The organism is Sphaerotilus sp. (assembly GCF_034519685.1).
Lineage (GTDB): Bacteria > Pseudomonadota > Gammaproteobacteria > Burkholderiales > Burkholderiaceae_C > Sphaerotilus.
The window spans coordinates 317,296-336,468 of the sequence record NZ_JAXHOF010000002.1; the positions used below are offsets into that span (position 1 = coordinate 317,296).

The following is a 19,173-nucleotide window of genomic DNA, read 5'->3' on the forward strand; positions in this document are numbered from 1 at the left end:
CGGATCAGTCCGGGGGAAACCGATAGCATATCTGCTGGTTCAGGCAGGGGCCGCCCCGGTTCCAGGGCCCGCCTCCACCACCTGCCGGTGCAGCCACCGTTGCGCCGGATCGATGTCATGCCGCCGGTGCCACACCATCTGCAACTGCAGCGGCGCCAGCTTCACCGGCAGCGGCCGGCACACCAGATCGTCCGCCGCCCCGGTGACCGCCAGGAAGGCGCGCGGCATGACGGTCAGCAGGTCCGTGCGCGCGACGACCCGCCCGGCGGTGAAGTACTGGTTCACCGCCAGCACCACCCGCCGCTGCCGCCCCAGCCCGGCCAGCGCTTCATCAACCTGGCCATGCGCCCGCCCCGAAAAGCTCACCAGCAGGTGCTCGGCGGCGCAGTAGTCGTCCATCGTCAGCTCGACCGCTTCCAGCGGATGCCCGCGCCGCATCACGCAGACGTGTTCGCTCTCGTCGAGCCGCTGGTGGCGCAGCGGGGCGTTGGCGCCGAGGGTCACCTGGCGCGAGACCAGGTCGGGAAAGTGCCCGATCGCGAGGTCCGCTTCGCCCCGGTCAAGGAGCGGCGTCGGGTCGCGGGTGGTCAGCGGCAGCACGCGCAGATCCGCCAGCGCCCGCTGCATCTGCAGGCGCTGCACCAGCGGCGGCAGCAGCAGCGCCGAGGCGGCGTCCGCCATCGCCAGCGCGAAGGTGCGTGGCTGGTGGACGGGGTCGTAATCGGTCGGCTCGAAGACATGCCGCAACTGCGCCAGCGCCGTGCGCACCTCGGGCCAGAGCGCGTCGGCTCGGGCGGTCGGCACCACGCCGAAGGCGGCGCGGGTGAACAGCGTCTCGCCCACGGCGTCTTTCAGTCGGCGCAGCGCGTTGCTCACGGCGGGCTGCGTCATCGCCAGCCGGTCGGCGGCGCGGGTGAGGTTGCGCTCGGCCATCACGGTGTCGAAGACGCGCAGCAGGTTGAGGTCCAGGGTGCGGAAGTTCATCCGTGCATGATGCCGCGGAAATCCCTTGACATTCACCATACGAATATCAAGGATTCACAGAACCATCTAACAGCATATCTAGGGTTTACCCCATACTCCGGTTCACCAAGGGTTAACCCTAAGGAGTCTGAAATGTCGATGGTTCTCGTTCCCGCTTCCAACACCACCACCGCTCGCTCGTTCGCGGTGTTCCTCGTCGACGCCATGGCCGACGCCCTGTACAAGCTGTCCACCCGCATCGCCGAAGCCGGCCAGCCCTATGAGCCGCGCACGGCCGAAGAGCTGATCGAATGGGCCAACAGCTACGAGGCGACCCAGCCGTCGTATGCGGCCGACCTGCGCGCAGCAGCCCTGCATGCCCAGGAAATCGCCGGCGGCGCGAAGTACAACTGAGACAACTGAGATAACCGAGACCGCTGAGACAGCGGCTCCGGACGCAAAAAAGCCGGGCACACCGGCCCGGCTTTTGTTGCGGTCAGGCGCCTGAGGTCGGGCGCCTGGCGCTGGATCAGCAGCGCTCGAAGATCGCCGCGATGCCCTGGCCGCCGCCGATGCACATCGTGGCCAGCGCGTAGCGGCCGTTGATGCGCTGCAGTTCGTACAGGGCCTTGGTCGTGATGATCGCGCCGGTGCCGCCGATCGGGTGGCCGAGCGAGATACCCGAGCCGTTCGGGTTGACCTTGGCCGGGTCGAGGTCGAGTTCCTTCGACACGGCGCAGGCCTGTGCGGCGAAGGCTTCGTTCGCTTCGATCACGTCCATGTCGCCGATCGACAGGCCGGCGCGCTTCAGCGCGATGCGGGTCGACGGCACCGGGCCGATGCCCATGATGGTCGGGTCCACGCCAGCGTGCGCGTAGGTCACCAGGCGGGCGATCGGCTTCAGGTTGTGGGCCTTGACCGCTTCAGCGCTGGCCAGCACGACGGCGCCGGCGCCGTCATTGATGCCGGAGGCGTTGCCGGCGGTGACCATGCCGTCCTTCTTGAAGGCCGGGCGCATCTTGGCCAGGCTTTCCATCGTGGTGTCGGCCTTGACGTGTTCGTCGGTGACGAACTGGACCACGCCCTTGCGGGTCTTGATCTCGATCGGCACGATCTGGCTGGCGAAGCGGCCTTCGGCGATGGCCTGCGCGGCGCGGCGGTGGCTCTCGACCGTCAGCTCGTCCATCATCTGGCGCGTGATGCCGAACTTCTCGGCCACGTTCTCGGCCGTCAGGCCCATGTGGATCTTGTGGAACGGGTCGTGCAGCGCGCCGACCATCAGGTCGATCACCTGCGTGTCGCCCATGCGCGCGCCCCAGCGGTTGGTCGGCAGCAGGTAGGCGCCGCGGCTCATGTTCTCGGCACCGGCGCCGATCGCCACTTCGCAGTCGCCCAGCAGGATGGCCTGGGCCGACGAGATGATGGCCTGCAGGCCCGAACCGCACAGGCGGTTGACGTTGAAGGCCGGCGTTTCCTGCGAGCAGCCGGCGTTCACGGCGGCCACGCGGCTCAGGTAGCAGTCGCGCGGCTCGGTGGTGACGACGGTGCCCATGGCCAGGTGGCCGACGGCGTCGGCCGGCACGCCGGCGCGTTCGATGGCGGACTTGACGACGGTCGTGGCCAGGTCGGCCAGCGGCGTGTCCTTGAGCGTGCCGCCGTAGGTGCCGATGGCAGAACGGGCGGCGCTGACGATGAATACTTCGCGGGTCATGTTTGTCTTCCTCCAGGGGATGGATGGGGATTTGGGGTCGCGACGCAAACGGTACTCCGCCTACGCTACAGATTGCTGACGAACCGTCCGCCATGCGGTCATGAACGGATGCGAGGGCGGTGTCGTTGCGTCAGACTCCGGGCATGAACGAAGTGTCCACGCCCCCCGACTGGGCGACCGTACAGGTCGCGAGCTGCAACCTGCTCAACCTGGCGTTGCCGGGGCGGGTGTTCTATCCCAACCAGGAGCCCTATGGCGCCAGCGAGCACGAGCGCAAGCTCGACTGGCTGGGCGGCATGTTCCGCCGCCTGAACGCCGATGTGATCGGCGTTCAGGAGGTTTGGGACGAGGCGGCGCTCAAGGCTGCCGTGGCCCGCAGCGGCCTGCGTCCGCCCAAGGTGCTGGTGCCAGGGGCCGAGTCCGGTGCCGAGGGCACGCCGCGTGTCGGTCTGGTCACGCGGCTGGAGGTGGAGTCGGTGCGCAGCGTGGCCGATTTTGCGCCGGGCGAGGCGGTCGAGGTGCCCGAGATCGGGCTGCACACCCGCTTCGAGCGCCCCGTGCTGCACGCCGTGTTGCGCACGAAACGCGGGCAGCGCCTGCATGTGCTGGTCACGCACCTGAAGTCCAAGCGCCCCAAGTTCCTGCAGGATGCCGCTGGCACCGAGCTGGAGGACCGGGACGATCCGCGTGTGGTCGCCCGCGCCTCGCTGCGCTCGCTCATCCTGCGCGGCGCGGAATCGGCCGCCTTGCGCGGGCTGGTGACCGACCTCATCCACCGCACGCGCGACCCGCTGGTGCTGCTGGGCGACATGAACGACGGACCGCAGTCGGTGACCAGCCAGCTCATCGCCGCCACCCAGGCCGTGGCCTACGACCGCAAGGCGCGCGATGTCGCGCTGTTCCATGCCTACGACGTGCAGAGCGAGCCGGCCCTGCGCCGCGACCTGGCGTATTCGCATGTGTTCCAGGGCTGGCCGGATCTGCTCGACCAGATCTGGGTCAGCGAGGAGCTGGTGGGTAGCGCAAAATTCGCCATCGGCGATGTGCGGCGGGTCGAGTATTTCAACGACCACCTGCACGAAGGCCGCGACCGCACACGCAGTGACCATGGCTTCGTGCGGGCGCTGCTGCGCTTCAAGTCCCCGCCCCTGTCCCTGCCTCTGCGACAAGCGGAACAACCCGCTGCACAACAAGAACCCTGACAAGATGAAATCGGCCCTCTTCGTGGATTTCGACAACGTGTATTCGGGCCTGCGCAAGCTTGACCCGATGATTGCCGAGCGTTTCGGCCGCCAGCCGCTGGAGTGGGTGAACTGGCTGGTGCGCGACCTGGCGCTGCCGGACGGCGTCTCGGCCGAGGCCCGCCGCCGGCTGCTGGTTCGGCGGGTCTACCTCAACCCGCAGGTCTACCAGCGCTTCCGTCCCTCGTTCAACCACGCCGGCTTCGAGATCGTCGACTGCCCGGCGATGACCAGCGAAGGCAAGACCAGCACCGACATCCACATGGTGCTCGACATGGTCGACCTGCTGCAGCACCAGGTGCACTACGACGAGTTCATCGTCTTCTCGGCCGACGCGGACTTCACTCCCGTGCTGCGCAAGCTGCGCCGCTGGGACCGGCGGACCACGGTGCTGGCGGTTGGCTTCCCGTCGGCGGCCTACCGTGCGTCGGCCGACCTGCTGATCGACACCGACCTGTTCGTGCGCGAGGCCATGGGCATGGGCGTGCGCGAGCTGGACGAGCCACCGCTGCCGGTGATCACGTCGTCGGAGCTGCTGGTCTCGGCGCCTCCTGCGGCCTCCGCGCCCGCGTTCACGGTGTTGTCCAGCCCACCGGTGCCGTCGGAGCTGCCACCGGGTCCGGCCGCGCAGATGCCGGTCCTGCCGAGTGCCGACGCACTGGTCGAGCGCATCCGTGCCGATGTGCAGCGGGCGGACTTGCCGGTGCCGTGCGCGCGGCTGGCCTCGCGGCTGATGCATGACCACCCGGGCTTGGCCCCGGATTGGCTGGGTCAGGGCGGATTTCGCCGCTTCATGGAATCGCTGGACCTCGCGCCGCTGCAGCTCGACTGGAGCGCGTCGGGTGGCCACCTCTACGATCCGGCCCGCCATGTGCTGCGCGCGCCGTCGCCGGTGCGCAGCGGCTTCGACGCCACCGACTGGGGGATCGACCCGGCCCTGCTGGCGCTGATCCGCCAGGTGCACGACACGACGGGTGTGCCGCTGTTGTCGCCACGGGATTTCCGTGCGCTGTTCGAGGCGGTGGCGGCCGATGTCGCCGCCCAGCCTTTCCAGCTCAACGACACCGGCAAGCGTGTGCGCGACCAGCTGCGCGAGAACGGCCACGACGTCAGCCGCGAGTCGGTCAACTGGGTGCTGCGCGGGCTGCTGCTGTGCGGCCACGAGTTCGGCCGCGGCGAGGACGATGTGCCGACGCTGTCCTACCGGCTGGTGGGCAATCTCATCAACCTGTGCCGGCGTGAACAGCTCGTGATGGACGACAGCGCGCCAGCGCAGCTGCAGCGCTGGATCACCGACCGTGTCGCGGAGGCCTGACGTGATGTGGCGGTCTCGACAAGGCGTGTTGCGCGCAATGACCGCGGGCTTGCTGGTCGGCCTGCTGAGTGGCTGCGGCACGCTGCGCGCCGTGGCCAACCTCGAAGACGGTGCCGGCCCCGAAGCCCTGCGCATGTGGGAGCGCTGGGTGGACAGTGGCGGGGACATCGCCTCGGCCACGACCTGGGAGCGCAAGGTGGCCCCCGGCGTGACGGTCGAGCAGATCGAGCAGTCGCTGGCCAGCATCGCGGCCGAATACAACCTGCGTGCCGTGGGGGAGCTGTCGCCGGCCAAGGATCTGCCGCTGCCCGCGGGCCAGCGGCCACGTTTCCTCAAGGTCTACAGCTACTGCAGCCCGACCATCGCGCTGCGCATGCTGGAGTTCTCGCCGGCGATGGCCGCCTACCTGCCGTGCCGCGTGACGCTGATGGAGCGCGAGGACGGGCTGTGGCTCTACACGCTCAACATGGACATGATGACCCGCATGGGCCGCAAGCTGCCGCCCGAGCTGAAGGCCGAGGCGGGGCGGGTGCGCGACGGGATCTGGGCGATGCTGGACCGGGGCTCGACAGGCGAGTTCTGACCGCATGCGGTGTCCGGATGTGCCGTCCTCTGCCCGGAGGATGACACCCGCGCCAAGGGGCGGTACCGTGCAGCCATGCTTCGATCCTGGCGAGGTGCACGATGGACTCCGAATCCGCTGTCGGCCGCAATCTGGTGGTGTGCTGTGATGGCACGGGCAATCTGTGGCGTCCTGGAGTCTGCGACACCAATGTGGTCCGGCTCTTCATGGCCCTGCCGCGCGACGACCCGCAGCAGCTCGGCTACTACGACCCGGGGGTCGGCACCCCGGACGGTCTGGTCGGCACCGGGGGACGTGCGGGACTGTTCTCGCTGGACACGCTGCGCCGGGTGGCCGGGCTGGCCTGGGGCGATGGGGTCTGGGACAACGTCGCGCAGGCCTACCTCTTCCTGTGCCACCACCACCAGCCGGGCGACCGCATCTACCTCTTCGGGTTCTCGCGCGGGGCGTTCACGGTCCGGGTGGTGTCGGGGCTGATCCACCTGTTCGGACTGCTGCGACCGGGACATGAGCACCTGATGTCCACGCTGCTGCGGCTGTACCGCCACCCGGTCGATCCCGACCATCCCACCCCGGAGGAGGTTGCGGCCGGCATCCGCGCGTTCGGCGACCGCTTCTGCCGGTCTGGCGTGGAGGTGCATTTCATCGGGGTCTGGGACACGGTCGAGACGGTGGGCATGTCGCAGATGTTCGGGGTCGGCTCCAGCAACCCGCGCAATACGCAGGTCAAGCCCAGCTACCGCCATGTGCGCCACGCGCTGGCGCTGGATGAGTTGCGCTGGACCTTCCTGCCGCGGCGCTACACCCTGCCGGCGGAGTCGCTCGATCCGGGACAGACCTTCCGCCAGGTCTGGTTCCGCGGTGCCCATTCGGACGTGGGCGGGGGGTATGCCGAAGCCGGCTTGTCCACCATCGCCCTGCAATGGATGGCGGGACAGGCCCACGACCTGGGGTTGCGGCTCGACCTGTCCGTGCTGGCGCGCTGGCAGGGTGACCCCTGCGGCACTCTTCACAGCGAGGTGACGCTGTGCCCGACCTGGGCGCTGGTCGGGGTGTTCCAGCGCGAGGTCGATCTGCGGCAGGAGACGGTCCACGCCTCGGTCTTGGTGCGGGCGGCGGTCCACGGCCCGGAACGCATTGCGCTGCCCCCGCAGGTACGGGTCGAGCCGGCGCACGCCCTTGAACGCTGGTCGGCGGGGGCTTGCGGTGACCGCGACCGATGGCAGCGTCCACCACGCTGGATGCTGCCGGTCTGGATCTTGTGTCTGCTGCTGCTGATCACCCGGCTGCGCGACAGCCTGACCGGGCAGGGCCTGGCCCTGGCCTGGGAGCAACAGCTCGGGCTGGCCCGCACGCACTGGTGGGATCTGGGGCGGTCCCTGCTGGAGTGGTCCGGTCAGCAGTGGCCGCAGGTGGTGGCATTGCTGCGTGGCGACCAGGTGTTCGTGCTGGTCTACACGGCGGTGCTGATGCTGACCGTGGCGCTGTGGCCGCAGGTGCCCGCAGCGCGCTATCCACAACGCCGATCGGGCGGGCCGCTGGCGCGGGTGATGCTGCCGCTGGCGGGTGTGGACCTGCTGGAGAACCAGGGCACTCTGTGGGCGCTGGCCTTGTCCACGCCACCGGCGGTCACGCCGGGCTGGTGGTCGCACGAGGTGCTGGTCGGACTGGTGGCCGGCGGGGTGGCGCTGCTGTCGGCGCTGAAGTTCGTGCTGCTGGCGGCTGTGCTGGTGCTGCTGGTGCAGATGCTGCTGGCATGGCGTCCCCCGCGTGCTGTGCCAGGGACTCGGTCGGGCTAAGCTGTCCGCCTCGTTCCCATCGCCAGGCTGACCCATGACCACCACGCTGGATTCGCTCCGTCTGTCCCCATTCCACCTGGACGACACGGGCATCGCCTGGGTCGCCGGCCATCTGCGCACGCTCACCCCCGAGCAGAAGGTGCGCCAGCTCTTCAACGTCGCGGCCCATGGCGATGACGAGGCGCAAGTGGCCGCCCTCGCAGCGCTCGGCGTTGGCGGCGTCACCCGCTTCGGCGGCACGGATCTCGACGCGAGCTGGCGCGCCACCCGGGCGCTGATCGAGCGCAGCGAGATTCCGCTGCTCATCAGCGGCGACATTGAGGGCGGCGCGATCGGCCTGCCGTTCGGGACTGCGCTGCCCAACCAGCTGGGATTGGCCGCCACGGGGTCGACCGCACTGGCGGAGGAGGCCGTCACCGTGCTGGCGCGCGAAGCGCGGGCGATGGGCTACAACTGGACCTTCACCCCCGTCACCGACCTCAACGCCGCCTTCCGCAGCGCCATCGTCGCCACGCGCTCCTATGGCGCGGATGTGGACACCGTGCTCGCGCAGGCCCGCGTCAACGTCGCCACCTTCCAGCGCCACGGCATCGCCGCCACCGCCAAGCACTGGCCGGGCGAAGGCTTCGACGACCGCGACCAGCACCTCGTCACCACGATCAACCCGCTCGACATGCCCGCGTGGCGCGAGCGCTTCGGGCGGATCTACCGCGGCCTGATCGACGACGGGCTGATGACGGTGATGTCGGCGCACATCGCGCTGCCGGCCTACGCGCGTGAACACGGCGCGGCCGGGCTGGAGCTGTGCCGACCGGCGTGTGTGTCGCGTGGCCTGAACGAAGACCTGCTGCGCAGCGAACTCGGCTTCAACGGCCTGATCGTCTCGGACGCTAGCGGCATGGCGGGGTTGTCGGCCTGGGCGGACCGTGCCGAGTGCATCCCGGAGGTGATCGCCAACGGCTGCGACATGCTGCTGTTCCCGAGCCCGTTCGAGGTGGATTTTGGCCACGTCATGCGCGCGCTGTCCGATGGCCGGCTGACGGAGGCGCGTGTCGAGGAGGCGGTGACCCGCGTGCTCGGCCTGAAGGCGGCGCTGGGGCTGCACCGCAAGACCGTGGACGAGCGGCTGCCGCCGCTGGAACAGACGCGCGCCGTGGTCCGCCAGCCGGCGCACCTCGATGTGGAGCAGCGCGTGGCGAGCGCCAGCGTGACGCGGGTGAAGGACGTGCGCGGGCTGCTGCCGCTGAATGTCGAGCGCCACCGCCGCATCGTCGTCGTCACCGACCCGGAACGCGGCGGCTTTGCCGGGCAGGCGGCCAGACCGCTGGAGGTGCCCGCGCTGCTGGCGGCGCAGGGCTTCGAGGTCCGCGCCTTCGACCCCGCGCAGCCGCCCACGCCCGCCGACACCGACCTCGTGCTCTACCTGCTGGCGCAGGAGTCGCTGCTGGTGCGCTCGCACATCTACCTGGACTGGGCCCGCCTGCACGGCCACTGGACGACGGCGATGCGCCGCTACTGGCACGACATCCCGTGCGCGCTGGTGTCGTTCGGGCATCCGTACTACCTCTACGACGCGCCGCGCATGCCGTGTGTCGTCAACGCCTACACGGCGGCCTCGCCTGTGCAGCACGCGGTGGTGCGCAAGCTGCTGGGCGAGGAGGCGTTCACGGGGGTGAGCCCGGTGGATGCGTTCTGCGGGTTGCCGGACGCGGCGTACTGAGCGTGCGTCGGACGTCTCAGGCGGGGCGGGGCGGATCGAGCCGCATGCCGCGCCGGAAGGTTTCCGTGATCAGCATGCGCGGGCCTTCCGGTGTCACGATGCAGTAGGTGCGGGTGGCCTCGGCGTCGGGCAGGCCGACCGCGCCCCACAGCCGCGCGCCCAGCGCCGGGGGCGTGCGGTCGAGGAAGGTGCGGCGCACCCACAGGTGCGCCAGCAGGTGGCCGATCGGGATCCGGCCACCGTCCAGCGCGCGCCGCAGCGCGGGGGCCAGGCCGTCGAGGGCGATGTACGACAGGTTGTCCATCATCACCTCACCGTGGGCGTGCAGGCAGGTGATGCGCTCGATGAACGCTGTGCCGGGCAGGTGCCTGCGTACTTCGGGCGGCACCTGCTCGACGGTCTTCTGGTCCAGCAGCTGCAGCGAGACGGGGCCGGCAGCGACCACCTCGCACAGGCGGGTGGCCGAGCCGTCCTGCGCCAGCAGCAGCCGCAGTTCGCGTTGCGCGAGTGCAGCCACCGCTGGCGCATCGGCCGGCGCGTGGAAGGTGTGACGCTGCAGCGCCGGAAGGGGAGTGACAGGCATGGGCGGACTTCGGGTGAGGCGACACCGCCTGGCCGGGGGCGGCGATGCGGTGGACGGCCGCACTGTAGCGGCCGCCCGGGGCCTCACGCGATCAGCACCGCCCGGAAGTCGTTCACGTTGGTGCACGTCACCCCCGGCGCCAGCGCGCCAGCCGCTCGCACACCGCCTGCGTCACGGCGGCGGTGGTGGCCGTGCCGCCCAGGTCGCCGGTGTGCAGCGCGGGGTTGGCGGTGACCTGCTCGATGGCCGACATCAGGCGCTGGGCCGCTTCCGGCTCGCCGATGTGCTCCAGCAGCATCACGCAGCTCCAGAACGTGCCGACCGGGTTGGCGAGTCCCTTGCCCATGATGTCGAAGGCAGAGCCGTGGATCGGCTCGAACATCGACGGGTAGCGGCGCTCCGGGTCGATGTTGCCGGTCGGGGCGATGCCCAAGCTGCCCGCCAGCGCGGCGGCGAGGTCGCTGAGGATGTCGGCGTGCAGGTTGGTGGCGACGAGGGTGTCGAGCGTGGCCGGGCGGTTGACCATGCGCGCGGTGCAGGCGTCCACGATCTCCTTGTCCCACTTCACGTCGGGGAACTCCAGCGCGACCTGCGCGGCGATCTCGTCCCACATCACCATCGCGTGGCGCTGGGCGTTGCTCTTGGTCACGACGGTCAGCAGCTTGCGCGGGCGGCTTTGCGCCAGCTTGAAGGCGAAGCGCATCACGCGCTCGACGCCGACGCGGGTCATCATCGTCACGTCGGTGGCGGCCTCGATCGGGTGGCCCTGGTGGACCCGGCCGCCGACGCCGGAGTATTCGCCTTCCGAGTTCTCGCGCACGATGACCCAGTTCAGGTCTTCGGGCCGGCAGCGCTTCAGCGGGGCGTCGATGCCCGGCAGGATGCGCGTCGGGCGCACGTTGGCGTACTGGTCGAAGCCCTGGCAGATCTTCAGGCGCAGGCCCCACAGCGTGATGTGGTCGGGGATCTGCGGGTCGCCCGCCGAGCCGAACAGGATCGCGTCCTTGCCGCGCAGTGCGTCCAGACCGTCGGCGGGCATCATGACGCCGTGCTGGCGGTAGTAGTCGCCGCCCCAGTCGAAGTCCTCGAAGTCGAAGCGGAAGGTGTTGCCATTGCCGGACTCGGCCAGGGCCTGCAGCACCTGCTGGCCGGCGGGCACGACTTCCTTGCCAATGCCGTCGCCGGGGATGGTTGCGATCGAGTAGGTCTTCATGGGGGTGTCCTGTGGGCGTGCGGTGGGCGCGCTGTGGGTGGAGTGGCCGCACTGTAGGCACTGGAAACCCCGCTAATTCGGGGCTAAAGTGAAACCATCCTTCACCTGGATTCAACAATCTCTTGGATCACCACCATGCCGTGGCGCCGAAGGTGGGTGAGGTAAGGTCGGGGGTAAGGGTGTGTGCTGTGGATGAACGGAGCGAGTGATGCTGCAAATCGTGGTTGAAGTGCCTCAGAACTATCTGGACGTCCTGCACCAGATGCCAGAAGACTTTGCCCAGGAAGCCAAGCTGGCGATGGCCGCCAAGCTGTATGAGATGAAGCGTCTGTCATCCGGCATGGCCGCCCAGCTCATCGGCATGGATCGGTTGACATTCCTGGCGCAACTGCCGCGTTTTGGCGTGCCGCTGATCGACCTGTCCGAGGATGAGCTGGCGGGGGATGTGGTCCATGCCTGAGTCGGAAAATCGGGTGTTGGTGACCAACACCACGCCCTTGATTGCCTTGACTGCAGCGACGGGTGGTCTGGAAATCTTGCGCCATCTGTATGCGCGGGTCGTGGTGCCGCTGGAGGTGGCACAAGAAGTGCGCGTGGGTGGCGCGCAGGCATTTGGCGTCGAGGTGTTCAACGCGGCGGCGGCGTGGCTGGATGTGCAGCCCGCACCCGTGCGCATTCAGCCTTGGCTTCAGAACTCGCTCGACAAGGGCGAGGCTGCCGTGATCCAGACGGCGCTGGATCTGGGGCTGCCGCTGGTCTGCATCGACGAGGCCGCCGGCCGCCGGGTCGCACGCTTGTGCGAGCTGAACCTGACCGGCTCCATCGGCCTCTTGGTCAAGGCCAGGCAGACGGGATTTGCCGTAGATGTGCCGCAAGCCTTGGTGCGCATGCGGCAGCACGGCATATGGCTGAGCGACCGTGTCATGCAGTTCGCGCTGTCGCATTGACATGGACGCCATCCAGCCCGCCGACCTGGGCTTCTTCTCCACGCTGGCCAGCGCCGGCAGCCTCAGCGCCGCTGCCCGCGAGCTGGGCATCACCACGCCGGCGGTGAGCAAGCACCTGGCGCTGATGGAGTCGCGCCTGGGCGTCGTGCTCGTCAACCGCACGACGCGGCGCATGGGCCTGACGCCCGAGGGCGAGCGTTACCTCGAACACGCCCGGCGCATCCTCGGCGAGATCGGCCACATGGAGGAGGAGCTGGGCGTGTCGCGCTCGACGCCGACGGGGCTGCTGCGGGTCAACGCCACGCTCGGCTTCGGCCGCAGCCACGTCGCGCCGCTGATCTCGCGTTTCCTGCGCCAGTACCCGCAGGTGGAGGTGCAACTGCAGCTCTCGGTCAACCCGCCGCCGCTGACCGAGGACGCCTTCGATGTCTGCATCCGCTTCGGCGCGCCGCCGGACAGCCGCGTCATCGCGCAGCGGCTGGCCCCGAACCGGCGGCTGCTGTGTGCCTCGCCTGCCTACCTCGCCCGCTTTGGGTCGCCCAAGGTGCCGCACGACCTGACGCAGCACAACTGCATCGGCATCCGCCAAGGGGAGGAAGCCTACGGGTTGTGGCGGCTGTCGAGCGGGCGGGGCGGGGCCGTGACCACCGAGGCGATCAAGACCCGCGGCAACCTCACCACCAACGACGGCGAGATCGCGGTGCGCTGGGCGCTGGACGGCCACGGCATCCTGATGCGCGCCGAGTGGGACATCGCGCGTTACCTGCGGGACGGCCGGCTCGTGCAGGTGCTGCCGCAGTGCTGCACGCCGGACGCCGACATCTACGCGGTGTACCCGCAGCGGCACCGGCTGGCGGCGCGGGTGCGGGCGTTCGTGGGCTTCGTGGCGCAGTCGTTCGCTGCCCCGGAATCGGCGCACAATCCAGCTTGTGCCATCAAGTAGCGGTAAATTTTTCCCACATCGCCCTGGCCAAACCGTCCTGAAAATCCAGAAGGTGCCCCATGCAGACGTTTTCCGTACGCGACCTGCGCGACCGCACGGGTGAACTCATCCGCGAGGCCGAGGCCGGCCACCTCAGCGTGGTGGCCAAGCACGGCCAGCCCGTGTTCGTGGCCGTGCCGCTGGACGAGCCGATGCTGCAGCACGGTGTCCGGGTCGCGCTGGCGATGAAGCTGTTCCAGGACGGGGTGCTCAGCCTGGCCAAGGCGGCGCGGTTTGCCGAGCAGGACAAGTTCCGCTTCATGCAGCAGCTCGCCGATGCCGGTGTCCCTGCGGTGGATTACCCGGCAGAGGAGCTGGACCAGGAGCTGGTGGCACTGGACACCCTCGGCCCGCGCGGATGAAGGCCCGTCCCGCTGCCGTGGTGCTGGTGGCCGACAGCAGCCCGTTGAGCGTGTTCGCTCGGGTGGAACAACTGGCCGTGCTGTGGGGGGTGACGGGCGGGGTGGTGGTGCCGCGCACCGTGTGGCGCGAATGCACGGAGACCGGCGATCGGCCCGGTGCGCCCGCCTTGCAGCAAGCCCAGGCGCAGGGCTGGATCCGGGTGCTGAACGATGCGCCTGCCCTGTCCGCGCTGCGTCCGCTTGCCTCACTGGACGCGGGAGAAACGGCCGCCATCGCGCTGGCGCTGGAACTCCGGGCCACGGTGCTGATGGATGCGCGACTGGGCCGAGAGGTCGCCCAGCGTCGAGGGCTGGCGGTCGTGGGCAGCGCTGGCGTGCTGCTGCAGGCCAGGCGCAAGGGCTTGCTGCCGGCGGTGGCGCCCGTGCTGGCGCGCATGAAAGCCGAGGGATATTTCCTGTCGGATGTGCTGGTGCGCGAGGTGCTGCGGCGGGCGGGCGAAGCCGTCTGACCGCTCAAGCGTCGAAGTCGATCAGCACCTTCATCGCCCGCCGCCGATCGCTCGCCAGCTCGAACGCCTCCCGCGCCTGCGCCAGCGGGTAGGTGCGCGTGACCATCGGCCGCAGATCGACCCGCCCCTCGTTGATGAGCCGCACCGCCAGCGCGAACTCGGCGTGGAAACGGAACGACCCGCACAGGCTCAGCTCCTTGGCGACGATCAGGTTCTGCGGGATGTTCACGTCGCCGCCCAGTCCGAGCTGCACCACCACGCCACGCGGGCGCATCACGTCCAGCCCCGCCCGCAGCGCCCGCTCGTTGCCCGAGCATTCGATCATCACGTCGAAGGTGCCCTTGTCCGGGCTGTAGCGGGCGACCCAGTCGGTGTCGGTCGCGACGTTGATCGTGCGGTCGGCGCCCATGGCCTTGGCCACCGCCAGCGTCTCGTCGGTCACGTCCACCGCGACGATCTCCGCCGCGCCATGCACCCGCGCCGCCGCGATCGCCAGACAGCCGATCGGCCCACAGCCCGACACCAGCACCCGCTTGCCCAGCAGCGACCCGGCCCGCGACACCGCGTGCAGCCCGACCGAGAACGGCTCCGCCAGCGCCGCGAGCATCAGCGGCACCTGCGGCGCCACCGCCTCGCACTGCACCGCGTTGCACACCAGCAGCTGCCGGAATGCGCCCTCGACGTGCGGATCGCGCATGGCGCTGCCGTAGAAGCGCATCTCCAGGCACTGGTTCGGCAAGCCCTCCAGACAGAACCGGCACGCCCCGCACGGCCGGCTCGGATTCACCGCCACCCGGTCGCCGACCTGCACCCGCGTCACGTCCGGCGCGACCGCGATCACCGTGCCGGCGACTTCATGCCCGAGCACCATCGGCCGCTTGATGCGCACGGTGCCGAAGCCGCCGTGGTGGAAGTAATGCAGGTCCGAGCCGCAGATGCCGCCCATGCCGACCTGCACCGTCACCTGTCCCGGGGCCATCTCGCCCGCGTCCTGCTCCTCGATGCGCAGGTCGTCCGGCGCGTGGATCAGCAGGCAGCGACAGCGCAGGCGCAGCGGGCGGCCGGTCATGTCATCGGCGATGTCATCGGTCATCGGATCTCCTCGGAATGTGCGGGCCACTATAGCGAGGCTTGGCAGGGGAACAAGCCGGGTTTCGCGGGTTGACCTTTGCGGGCGATGCCGCTACTTTCGTATGATGAATAAACACCTCAGTTTCGACCTCACCGGCCGCATCGCCCTCGTCACCGGCTCCAGCAAGGGCATCGGCCTGGCGCTGGCGTGTGCACTGGCCTCGGCCGGTGCCCGCGTGGTGCTCAATGCCCGCGACGCCGAGCGGCTGGAGGTGACCCGTGCGGCGCTGGCCGGGCAGGGCGTCGACGTGCGGGCCTTCGCGTTCGACGTGACCGACGCCGACGCGGTGCAGGCCGGCGTGGCGCGCATCGAGGCGGAGGTCGGCCCGATCGACATCCTCGTCAACAACGCCGGCATGCAGCACCGCGCGCCGTTCACCGAGTTCCCGCTCGACGCCTGGCACCGCATCACCACGACCAACATCGACAGCGTCTTCCTCGTCGGGCAGGCGGTGGCGCGCTGCATGGTGCCGCGCGGGCGGGGCAAGATCATCAATGTCTGCTCGGTCCAGAGCGAACTCGGCCGCCCCGGCATCGCGCCCTACACCGCCACCAAGGGCGCGGTGAAGATGCTCACCAAGGGCATGGCGATCGACCTGGGCAAGTTCGGCATCCAGGTCAACGGACTCGGCCCCGGCTACTTCAAGACCGAACTCACCAGCGCGCTGGTCGCCGACCCCGCCTTCACCGCCTGGCTGACCGCGCACACACCCTCGGGCCGCTGGGGCGACGTGGAGGAGCTAGGCGGGGCGGCGATCTTCCTGGCGTCGGATGCGGCGAGCTTCGTGAACGGGCACATCCTGTATGTGGACGGGGGGATCACGGCGAGTCTCTGAGCGGACTGCGGACCGCGAACCATAGCGCAGGGATTCACGGCGCTGTCACGTCCGCCGCCTACTGTCACGGGTTGACCTTGTTTCATCACCCCGTGCAGAAGGAACCCCGCCATGTCTTTCCCCACCCTCCGCCAGACGGCCGTTGCCTTGGCCGCGTCGATGCTGATGACGCTGGCCGCCTGTGGCGGCGGTGATGACGCCCCCAAGGCCGACACCGTCCAGGCCTCGACACCCGATGCGACGATGCATTTCAACCGGGTGTCGACCTTCACCATCTGCGCCCAGGCGGGCTCTTCCTGCGAGTCGGCGACCCCCGTGAACGCCGAGATCGTCGCGGCCAGCACCGACGGCATGACGCTGGTCTACACCAGCGGCCTGAGCCAGCAGATCGGCTTCGTCGACATCACCGACCCGGCCGCGCCGGTCGGGCTGGGCGCGCTGACGCTGGACGGCGAGCCGACATCGGTGGCCGTGGTCGGCTCGCATGCACTGGTGGCCGTGAACACTTCGGCGTCGTTCACCGCGCCGACCGGCAAGTTGGTGGTGGTGCACATCGCCACGCGCACCAAGGTGGCCGAGCTGGACCTGGGCGGCCAGCCGGATTCGGTGGCGGTCAGCAAGGACGGCCGCTACGCCGCGGTCGTGATCGAGAACGAGCGCGACGAGAGCGTCAACGGCGGAGCGATCCCGCAACTGCCCGCGGGCCGCCTGGCCATCATCGACCTGGTGGGTGCCCCGACCGCCTGGACCCGCCGCGATGTGGCGCTGACCGGTCTGGCCACGCTGTACGGCACCGACCCGGAGCCCGAGTACGTCTCGATCAACGAGGACAACATCGCTGTCGTCACGCTGCAGGAGAACAACCACCTCGCGCTGGTCGACCTCGCCACCGGCAAGGTCAGCGGGCATTTCTCCGCCGGCAGCGTGACGCTGACCGATGTCGACCTGACCGACGAGCGGCCGAACCTCATCCAGTTCAACCAGACCCAGGCCGACCGCCTGCGCGAGCCCGACGGCGTGACCTGGGTGTCGAAGGCCCGCTTCGCCACCGCCAACGAAGGCGATCTGAACGGCGGCAGCCGCGGTTTCACCATCTTCAACACCGACGGCAGCGTGGCCTTCGATGTCGGCATGGACCTGGAATACCGCCTCGCCCGCATCGGCCACACCAACGACCGCCGCAACGATGCCAAGGGCAACGAGCCGGAAAACGTCGCCTTCGGCCGCTTCGGCAGCACGGACTACCTGTTCGTCGCGTCCGAGCGCTCCAGCGTGGTGGCCGTCTACGACATGAGCCAGCCGACGGCACCGGTCTACAAGCAGGCGCTGCCCGGTGCCCTCAGCCCGGAGGGTTTGGTGACGATTCCGTCGCGCGGCCTGATGGTGTCCGCCAGCGAGGTGGACGACCGCGGTCTGCCGGCCCGTGCAGCGCTGAACCTCTACAGCTACCAGAAGGCCGCGGCCCAGTACCCGACGATCCAGTCCGCCGACCGTGCCGATGGCAAGCCGATTCCGTGGGCGGCCTTGTCCGGCCTGGTGGCGGCGACCAGCGGCAACACGGTGTACGCGGTCGATGACAGCTTCTTCCGCGCCAACCGCATCTTCTCGGTCGATGTCGGCGTCACGCCCGCCGTCATCCGCAGCGAGCTGCGCATCACCGACGCCAACGACGTGCTGAAGACCTTCGGCGCCACCCTGCCGGCCGCCAGGGACAACCAGGCCTTCGACCAGACCGACGTGGCGGCGATGGTCAACGCCGACAAGACGGTCAACCTCGACCCCGAGGGCATCTCGCTGGCGAGTGCCGGGGGCTTCTGGATCGCCTCGGAAGGCGCGGGCTCGAAGACCGCCTACGAGACCGGCCGCAACATCACCTCGGCCAACCTGCTGCTGCGGGTGTCGGCGACGGGGGTGATCCAGGAGGTGGTGGCCTTGCCGGACGCGGTCAACGCGCTCCAGGCCCGCTACGGCTTCGAGGGCGCGGCCGAGTCGAACGGCAAGCTGGTCGTGCCGATCCAGCGCGCCTGGCTGGGCGAGACGATGCCGCGCATCGCGGTGTACGACCTGGCCGCCAAGACCTGGCAGTTCCATTTCTACCCGCTGGACGCGGCGACCTCGCCCAACGGCGGCTGGGTGGGTCTCTCGGAAATCACCGCGCTGGGCAACAACCGTTTCCTGGTGGTCGAGCGCGACAACCAGAACGGCCCGGATGCGCGCATCAAGCGCCTCTACCGCATCGACCTGAGCGGCGCGACCGACGGTGGCACGCTGAGCAAGACCCTGGTGCGCGACCTGATGCCCGACCTGCGGGCCACCAAGGGGCCGGTGCTGGAGAAGATCGAAGGTCTGGCGGTGCTGGCCAGCGGCGAGGCCATGTTTGTCACCGACAACGATGGCGTCAACGACAACAGCGGCGAGACCCAGCTGGTGCGGCTGGGCAAGATCCTGAACTGAGAGAAGGTGGAAGCCGGGCGGCTGTCTGCGCGCAGCTGCTCCAGACAGAGGCACCGTTCTGCAGGTGCTGGTTTGCGGGGAGCCTCAGAAAAGAGGAATCTTGCGGGTCTTCATGTTTATAAAATGTGTTTCATTTTGTAAACATCGGCCAGCCAATGATCCGATCCTTCCCATTCCCTTCGGGCCTTCACTGGATCGCAGCCTGCGACGCCTTGCGGATGTGGCTGGCCATGGCGCTGATCGGTGTGGCGGTGTGGTCTGGGCCGGCGGCCGCGAAACCGCCCGCCGACAGCCGCCCGGTCGGCAGCTTCTATTCCAACTTCCAGGGTGCCCGGCTGATCGACCAGGACGGTCGGCCCTTCGACGCCGCGCGTCTCGACGGGCACATCGTGCTGGTCAACTTCATCTTCACGGGCTGCTCGACCGTCTGTCCGCTGCAGACGCGGGCCCTCGCCGAGGTGCAGCGCCAGTTGTCGCCTGCGCTGCGCAGCCGCGTGCGGCTGCTGTCGGTCTCGCTGGATCCGCTGGGCGACACGCCGCAGGCGCTGAAGCGCTTTGCCCGGTACATGGAGGTCGACTTGTCGGGCTGGGCCTTCGTCACCGGCCGCCCGCAGGACATCGAGCGCATCAGCGATGCGCTGCGCCTCTACCGCCCCGAGAAGGACGTGCGCAAGCCCGATGACCACAGCACGGCGCTGTGGCTGCTGGACCCGCAGGGGAGCTTGCGCATTCGCTACAACGGGTCGCCCCCTGATGTGAACCGGCTGGTGCGCGAGATCGGCGCGCTGGACGCGCTGCTCCAGGCGCCGAAGTCGTAGACCCGC

At 69.2% G+C, this 19,173-nt stretch carries 19 protein-coding genes; 14 read left to right on the forward strand and 5 right to left on the reverse strand.

The window, feature by feature from the left end; genetic code table 11:
• Positions 1-39 precede the first annotated feature (39 nt).
• Positions 40-984, reverse strand: a complete 945-nt coding sequence (locus U5O44_RS01930) for a LysR family transcriptional regulator (RefSeq protein WP_322586776.1) — start codon at positions 982-984, stop codon at positions 40-42.
• A gap of 132 nt (positions 985-1,116) precedes the next feature.
• Here U5O44_RS01930 and U5O44_RS01935 point away from each other — a divergent pair, with 132 nt between their 5' ends.
• A complete protein-coding gene (locus tag U5O44_RS01935) occupies positions 1,117-1,377 on the forward strand; it encodes a hypothetical protein (RefSeq protein ID WP_322586777.1) in 261 nt (86 codons plus the stop codon).
• A gap of 115 nt (positions 1,378-1,492) precedes the next feature.
• Here the strand turns inward: U5O44_RS01935 and U5O44_RS01940 are convergent, their stop codons facing one another.
• Positions 1,493-2,674: an acetyl-CoA C-acyltransferase family protein gene (locus U5O44_RS01940; protein WP_322586778.1), complete on the reverse strand. Its 1,182-nt coding sequence runs from the start codon at positions 2,672-2,674 to the stop codon at positions 1,493-1,495.
• A gap of 143 nt (positions 2,675-2,817) precedes the next feature.
• Here U5O44_RS01940 and U5O44_RS01945 point away from each other — a divergent pair, with 143 nt between their 5' ends.
• The 5 genes from U5O44_RS01945 to U5O44_RS01965 all read left to right on the forward strand — a co-directional run bounded on the left by U5O44_RS01945 (position 2,818) and on the right by U5O44_RS01965 (position 9,332).
• Positions 2,818-3,876: an endonuclease/exonuclease/phosphatase family protein gene (locus U5O44_RS01945; RefSeq protein WP_322586779.1), complete on the forward strand. Its 1,059-nt coding sequence runs from the start codon at positions 2,818-2,820 to the stop codon at positions 3,874-3,876.
• Between the two features lie 4 nt (positions 3,877-3,880).
• A complete protein-coding gene (locus U5O44_RS01950; RefSeq protein ID WP_322586780.1) occupies positions 3,881-5,230 on the forward strand; it encodes an NYN domain-containing protein in 1,350 nt (449 codons plus the stop codon).
• Between the two features lie 37 nt (positions 5,231-5,267).
• A complete protein-coding gene (locus tag U5O44_RS01955) occupies positions 5,268-5,813 on the forward strand; it encodes a DUF302 domain-containing protein (protein ID WP_322586781.1) in 546 nt (181 codons plus the stop codon).
• Between the two features lie 101 nt (positions 5,814-5,914).
• Positions 5,915-7,612 carry a DUF2235 domain-containing protein gene (locus tag U5O44_RS01960; RefSeq protein ID WP_322586782.1) on the forward strand — a complete coding sequence of 566 codons (1,698 nt, stop codon included), beginning with the start codon at positions 5,915-5,917 and terminating at the stop codon, positions 7,610-7,612.
• Positions 7,613-7,646: 34 nt separating this feature from the next.
• Complete coding sequence (locus U5O44_RS01965; protein WP_322586783.1) at positions 7,647-9,332, forward strand: glycoside hydrolase family 3 protein; 1,686 nt, start codon at positions 7,647-7,649, stop codon at positions 9,330-9,332.
• A 16-nt stretch (positions 9,333-9,348) separates the two neighbouring features.
• On the opposite strand, the gene U5O44_RS01970 is transcribed toward U5O44_RS01965, so the two are convergent.
• Complete coding sequence (locus tag U5O44_RS01970) at positions 9,349-9,915, reverse strand: chorismate--pyruvate lyase family protein (protein ID WP_322586784.1); 567 nt, start codon at positions 9,913-9,915, stop codon at positions 9,349-9,351.
• Positions 9,916-10,042: 127 nt separating this feature from the next.
• Positions 10,043-11,128 carry a tartrate dehydrogenase gene (locus U5O44_RS01975; RefSeq protein WP_322586785.1) on the reverse strand — a complete coding sequence of 362 codons (1,086 nt, stop codon included), beginning with the start codon at positions 11,126-11,128 and terminating at the stop codon, positions 10,043-10,045.
• 208 nt (positions 11,129-11,336) lie between these two features.
• On the opposite strand from U5O44_RS01975, the gene U5O44_RS01980 reads away from it, so the two are divergent.
• From U5O44_RS01980 to U5O44_RS02000, 5 genes are read left to right on the forward strand one after another with little or no spacing between them, the layout of a single operon-like run.
• Complete coding sequence (locus U5O44_RS01980) at positions 11,337-11,588, forward strand: UPF0175 family protein (RefSeq protein WP_322586786.1); 252 nt, start codon at positions 11,337-11,339, stop codon at positions 11,586-11,588.
• A complete protein-coding gene (locus U5O44_RS01985) occupies positions 11,581-12,075 on the forward strand; it encodes a PIN domain-containing protein (RefSeq protein ID WP_322586787.1) in 495 nt (164 codons plus the stop codon). The genes U5O44_RS01980 and U5O44_RS01985 overlap by 8 nt, the downstream gene beginning before the upstream one ends.
• 1 nt (position 12,076) lies before the next feature.
• Positions 12,077-13,018 carry a LysR substrate-binding domain-containing protein gene (locus tag U5O44_RS01990; RefSeq protein WP_322586788.1) on the forward strand — a complete coding sequence of 314 codons (942 nt, stop codon included), beginning with the start codon at positions 12,077-12,079 and terminating at the stop codon, positions 13,016-13,018.
• A gap of 59 nt (positions 13,019-13,077) precedes the next feature.
• On the forward strand, positions 13,078-13,419 hold the full coding sequence (locus U5O44_RS01995) for a type II toxin-antitoxin system prevent-host-death family antitoxin (RefSeq protein ID WP_322586789.1): 342 nt from the start codon (positions 13,078-13,080) through the stop codon (positions 13,417-13,419).
• Positions 13,416-13,928: a PIN domain-containing protein gene (locus U5O44_RS02000; RefSeq protein ID WP_322586790.1), complete on the forward strand. Its 513-nt coding sequence runs from the start codon at positions 13,416-13,418 to the stop codon at positions 13,926-13,928. The genes U5O44_RS01995 and U5O44_RS02000 overlap by 4 nt, the downstream gene beginning before the upstream one ends.
• A 4-nt stretch (positions 13,929-13,932) precedes the next feature.
• Here U5O44_RS02000 and U5O44_RS02005 read toward each other — a convergent pair whose 3' ends face one another.
• Positions 13,933-14,982 (reverse strand): L-idonate 5-dehydrogenase, encoded by a 1,050-nt coding sequence (locus U5O44_RS02005; RefSeq protein ID WP_322587098.1) that lies wholly within the window; start codon positions 14,980-14,982, stop codon positions 13,933-13,935.
• A 142-nt stretch (positions 14,983-15,124) separates the two neighbouring features.
• Here U5O44_RS02005 and U5O44_RS02010 point away from each other — a divergent pair, with 142 nt between their 5' ends.
• From U5O44_RS02010 to U5O44_RS02020, 3 genes are all read left to right on the forward strand, one after another.
• Positions 15,125-15,895, forward strand: a complete 771-nt coding sequence (locus U5O44_RS02010) for a glucose 1-dehydrogenase (RefSeq protein ID WP_416222106.1) — start codon at positions 15,125-15,127, stop codon at positions 15,893-15,895.
• A gap of 111 nt (positions 15,896-16,006) precedes the next feature.
• A complete protein-coding gene (locus tag U5O44_RS02015; protein ID WP_322586792.1) occupies positions 16,007-18,349 on the forward strand; it encodes an esterase-like activity of phytase family protein in 2,343 nt (780 codons plus the stop codon).
• 155 nt (positions 18,350-18,504) lie between these two features.
• Positions 18,505-19,167 carry an SCO family protein gene (locus U5O44_RS02020; protein WP_322586793.1) on the forward strand — a complete coding sequence of 221 codons (663 nt, stop codon included), beginning with the start codon at positions 18,505-18,507 and terminating at the stop codon, positions 19,165-19,167.
• Positions 19,168-19,173: the final 6 nt, after the last annotated feature.

What these genes read in the sequence shown, in the direction of transcription:
- U5O44_RS01930 (WP_322586776.1), bottom strand. Translation starts at nt 984, where the DNA reads ATGAACTTCCGCACCCTGGACCTCAACCTGCTGCGCGTCTTCGACACC.
- U5O44_RS01935 (WP_322586777.1), top strand. Translation starts at nt 1,117, where the DNA reads ATGTCGATGGTTCTCGTTCCCGCTTCCAACACCACCACCGCTCGCTCG.
- U5O44_RS01940 (WP_322586778.1), bottom strand. Translation starts at nt 2,674, where the DNA reads ATGACCCGCGAAGTATTCATCGTCAGCGCCGCCCGTTCTGCCATCGGC.
- U5O44_RS01945 (WP_322586779.1), top strand. Translation starts at nt 2,818, where the DNA reads ATGAACGAAGTGTCCACGCCCCCCGACTGGGCGACCGTACAGGTCGCG.
- U5O44_RS01950 (WP_322586780.1), top strand. Translation starts at nt 3,881, where the DNA reads ATGAAATCGGCCCTCTTCGTGGATTTCGACAACGTGTATTCGGGCCTG.
- U5O44_RS01955 (WP_322586781.1), top strand. Translation starts at nt 5,268, where the DNA reads ATGACCGCGGGCTTGCTGGTCGGCCTGCTGAGTGGCTGCGGCACGCTG.
- U5O44_RS01960 (WP_322586782.1), top strand. Translation starts at nt 5,915, where the DNA reads ATGGACTCCGAATCCGCTGTCGGCCGCAATCTGGTGGTGTGCTGTGAT.
- U5O44_RS01965 (WP_322586783.1), top strand. Translation starts at nt 7,647, where the DNA reads ATGACCACCACGCTGGATTCGCTCCGTCTGTCCCCATTCCACCTGGAC.
- U5O44_RS01970 (WP_322586784.1), bottom strand. Translation starts at nt 9,915, where the DNA reads ATGCCTGTCACTCCCCTTCCGGCGCTGCAGCGTCACACCTTCCACGCG.
- U5O44_RS01975 (WP_322586785.1), bottom strand. Translation starts at nt 11,128, where the DNA reads ATGAAGACCTACTCGATCGCAACCATCCCCGGCGACGGCATTGGCAAG.
- U5O44_RS01980 (WP_322586786.1), top strand. Translation starts at nt 11,337, where the DNA reads ATGCTGCAAATCGTGGTTGAAGTGCCTCAGAACTATCTGGACGTCCTG.
- U5O44_RS01985 (WP_322586787.1), top strand. Translation starts at nt 11,581, where the DNA reads ATGCCTGAGTCGGAAAATCGGGTGTTGGTGACCAACACCACGCCCTTG.
- U5O44_RS01990 (WP_322586788.1), top strand. Translation starts at nt 12,077, where the DNA reads ATGGACGCCATCCAGCCCGCCGACCTGGGCTTCTTCTCCACGCTGGCC.
- U5O44_RS01995 (WP_322586789.1), top strand. Translation starts at nt 13,078, where the DNA reads ATGCAGACGTTTTCCGTACGCGACCTGCGCGACCGCACGGGTGAACTC.
- U5O44_RS02000 (WP_322586790.1), top strand. Translation starts at nt 13,416, where the DNA reads ATGAAGGCCCGTCCCGCTGCCGTGGTGCTGGTGGCCGACAGCAGCCCG.
- U5O44_RS02010 (WP_416222106.1), top strand. Translation starts at nt 15,125, where the DNA reads ATGAATAAACACCTCAGTTTCGACCTCACCGGCCGCATCGCCCTCGTC.
- U5O44_RS02015 (WP_322586792.1), top strand. Translation starts at nt 16,007, where the DNA reads ATGTCTTTCCCCACCCTCCGCCAGACGGCCGTTGCCTTGGCCGCGTCG.
- U5O44_RS02020 (WP_322586793.1), top strand. Translation starts at nt 18,505, where the DNA reads ATGATCCGATCCTTCCCATTCCCTTCGGGCCTTCACTGGATCGCAGCC.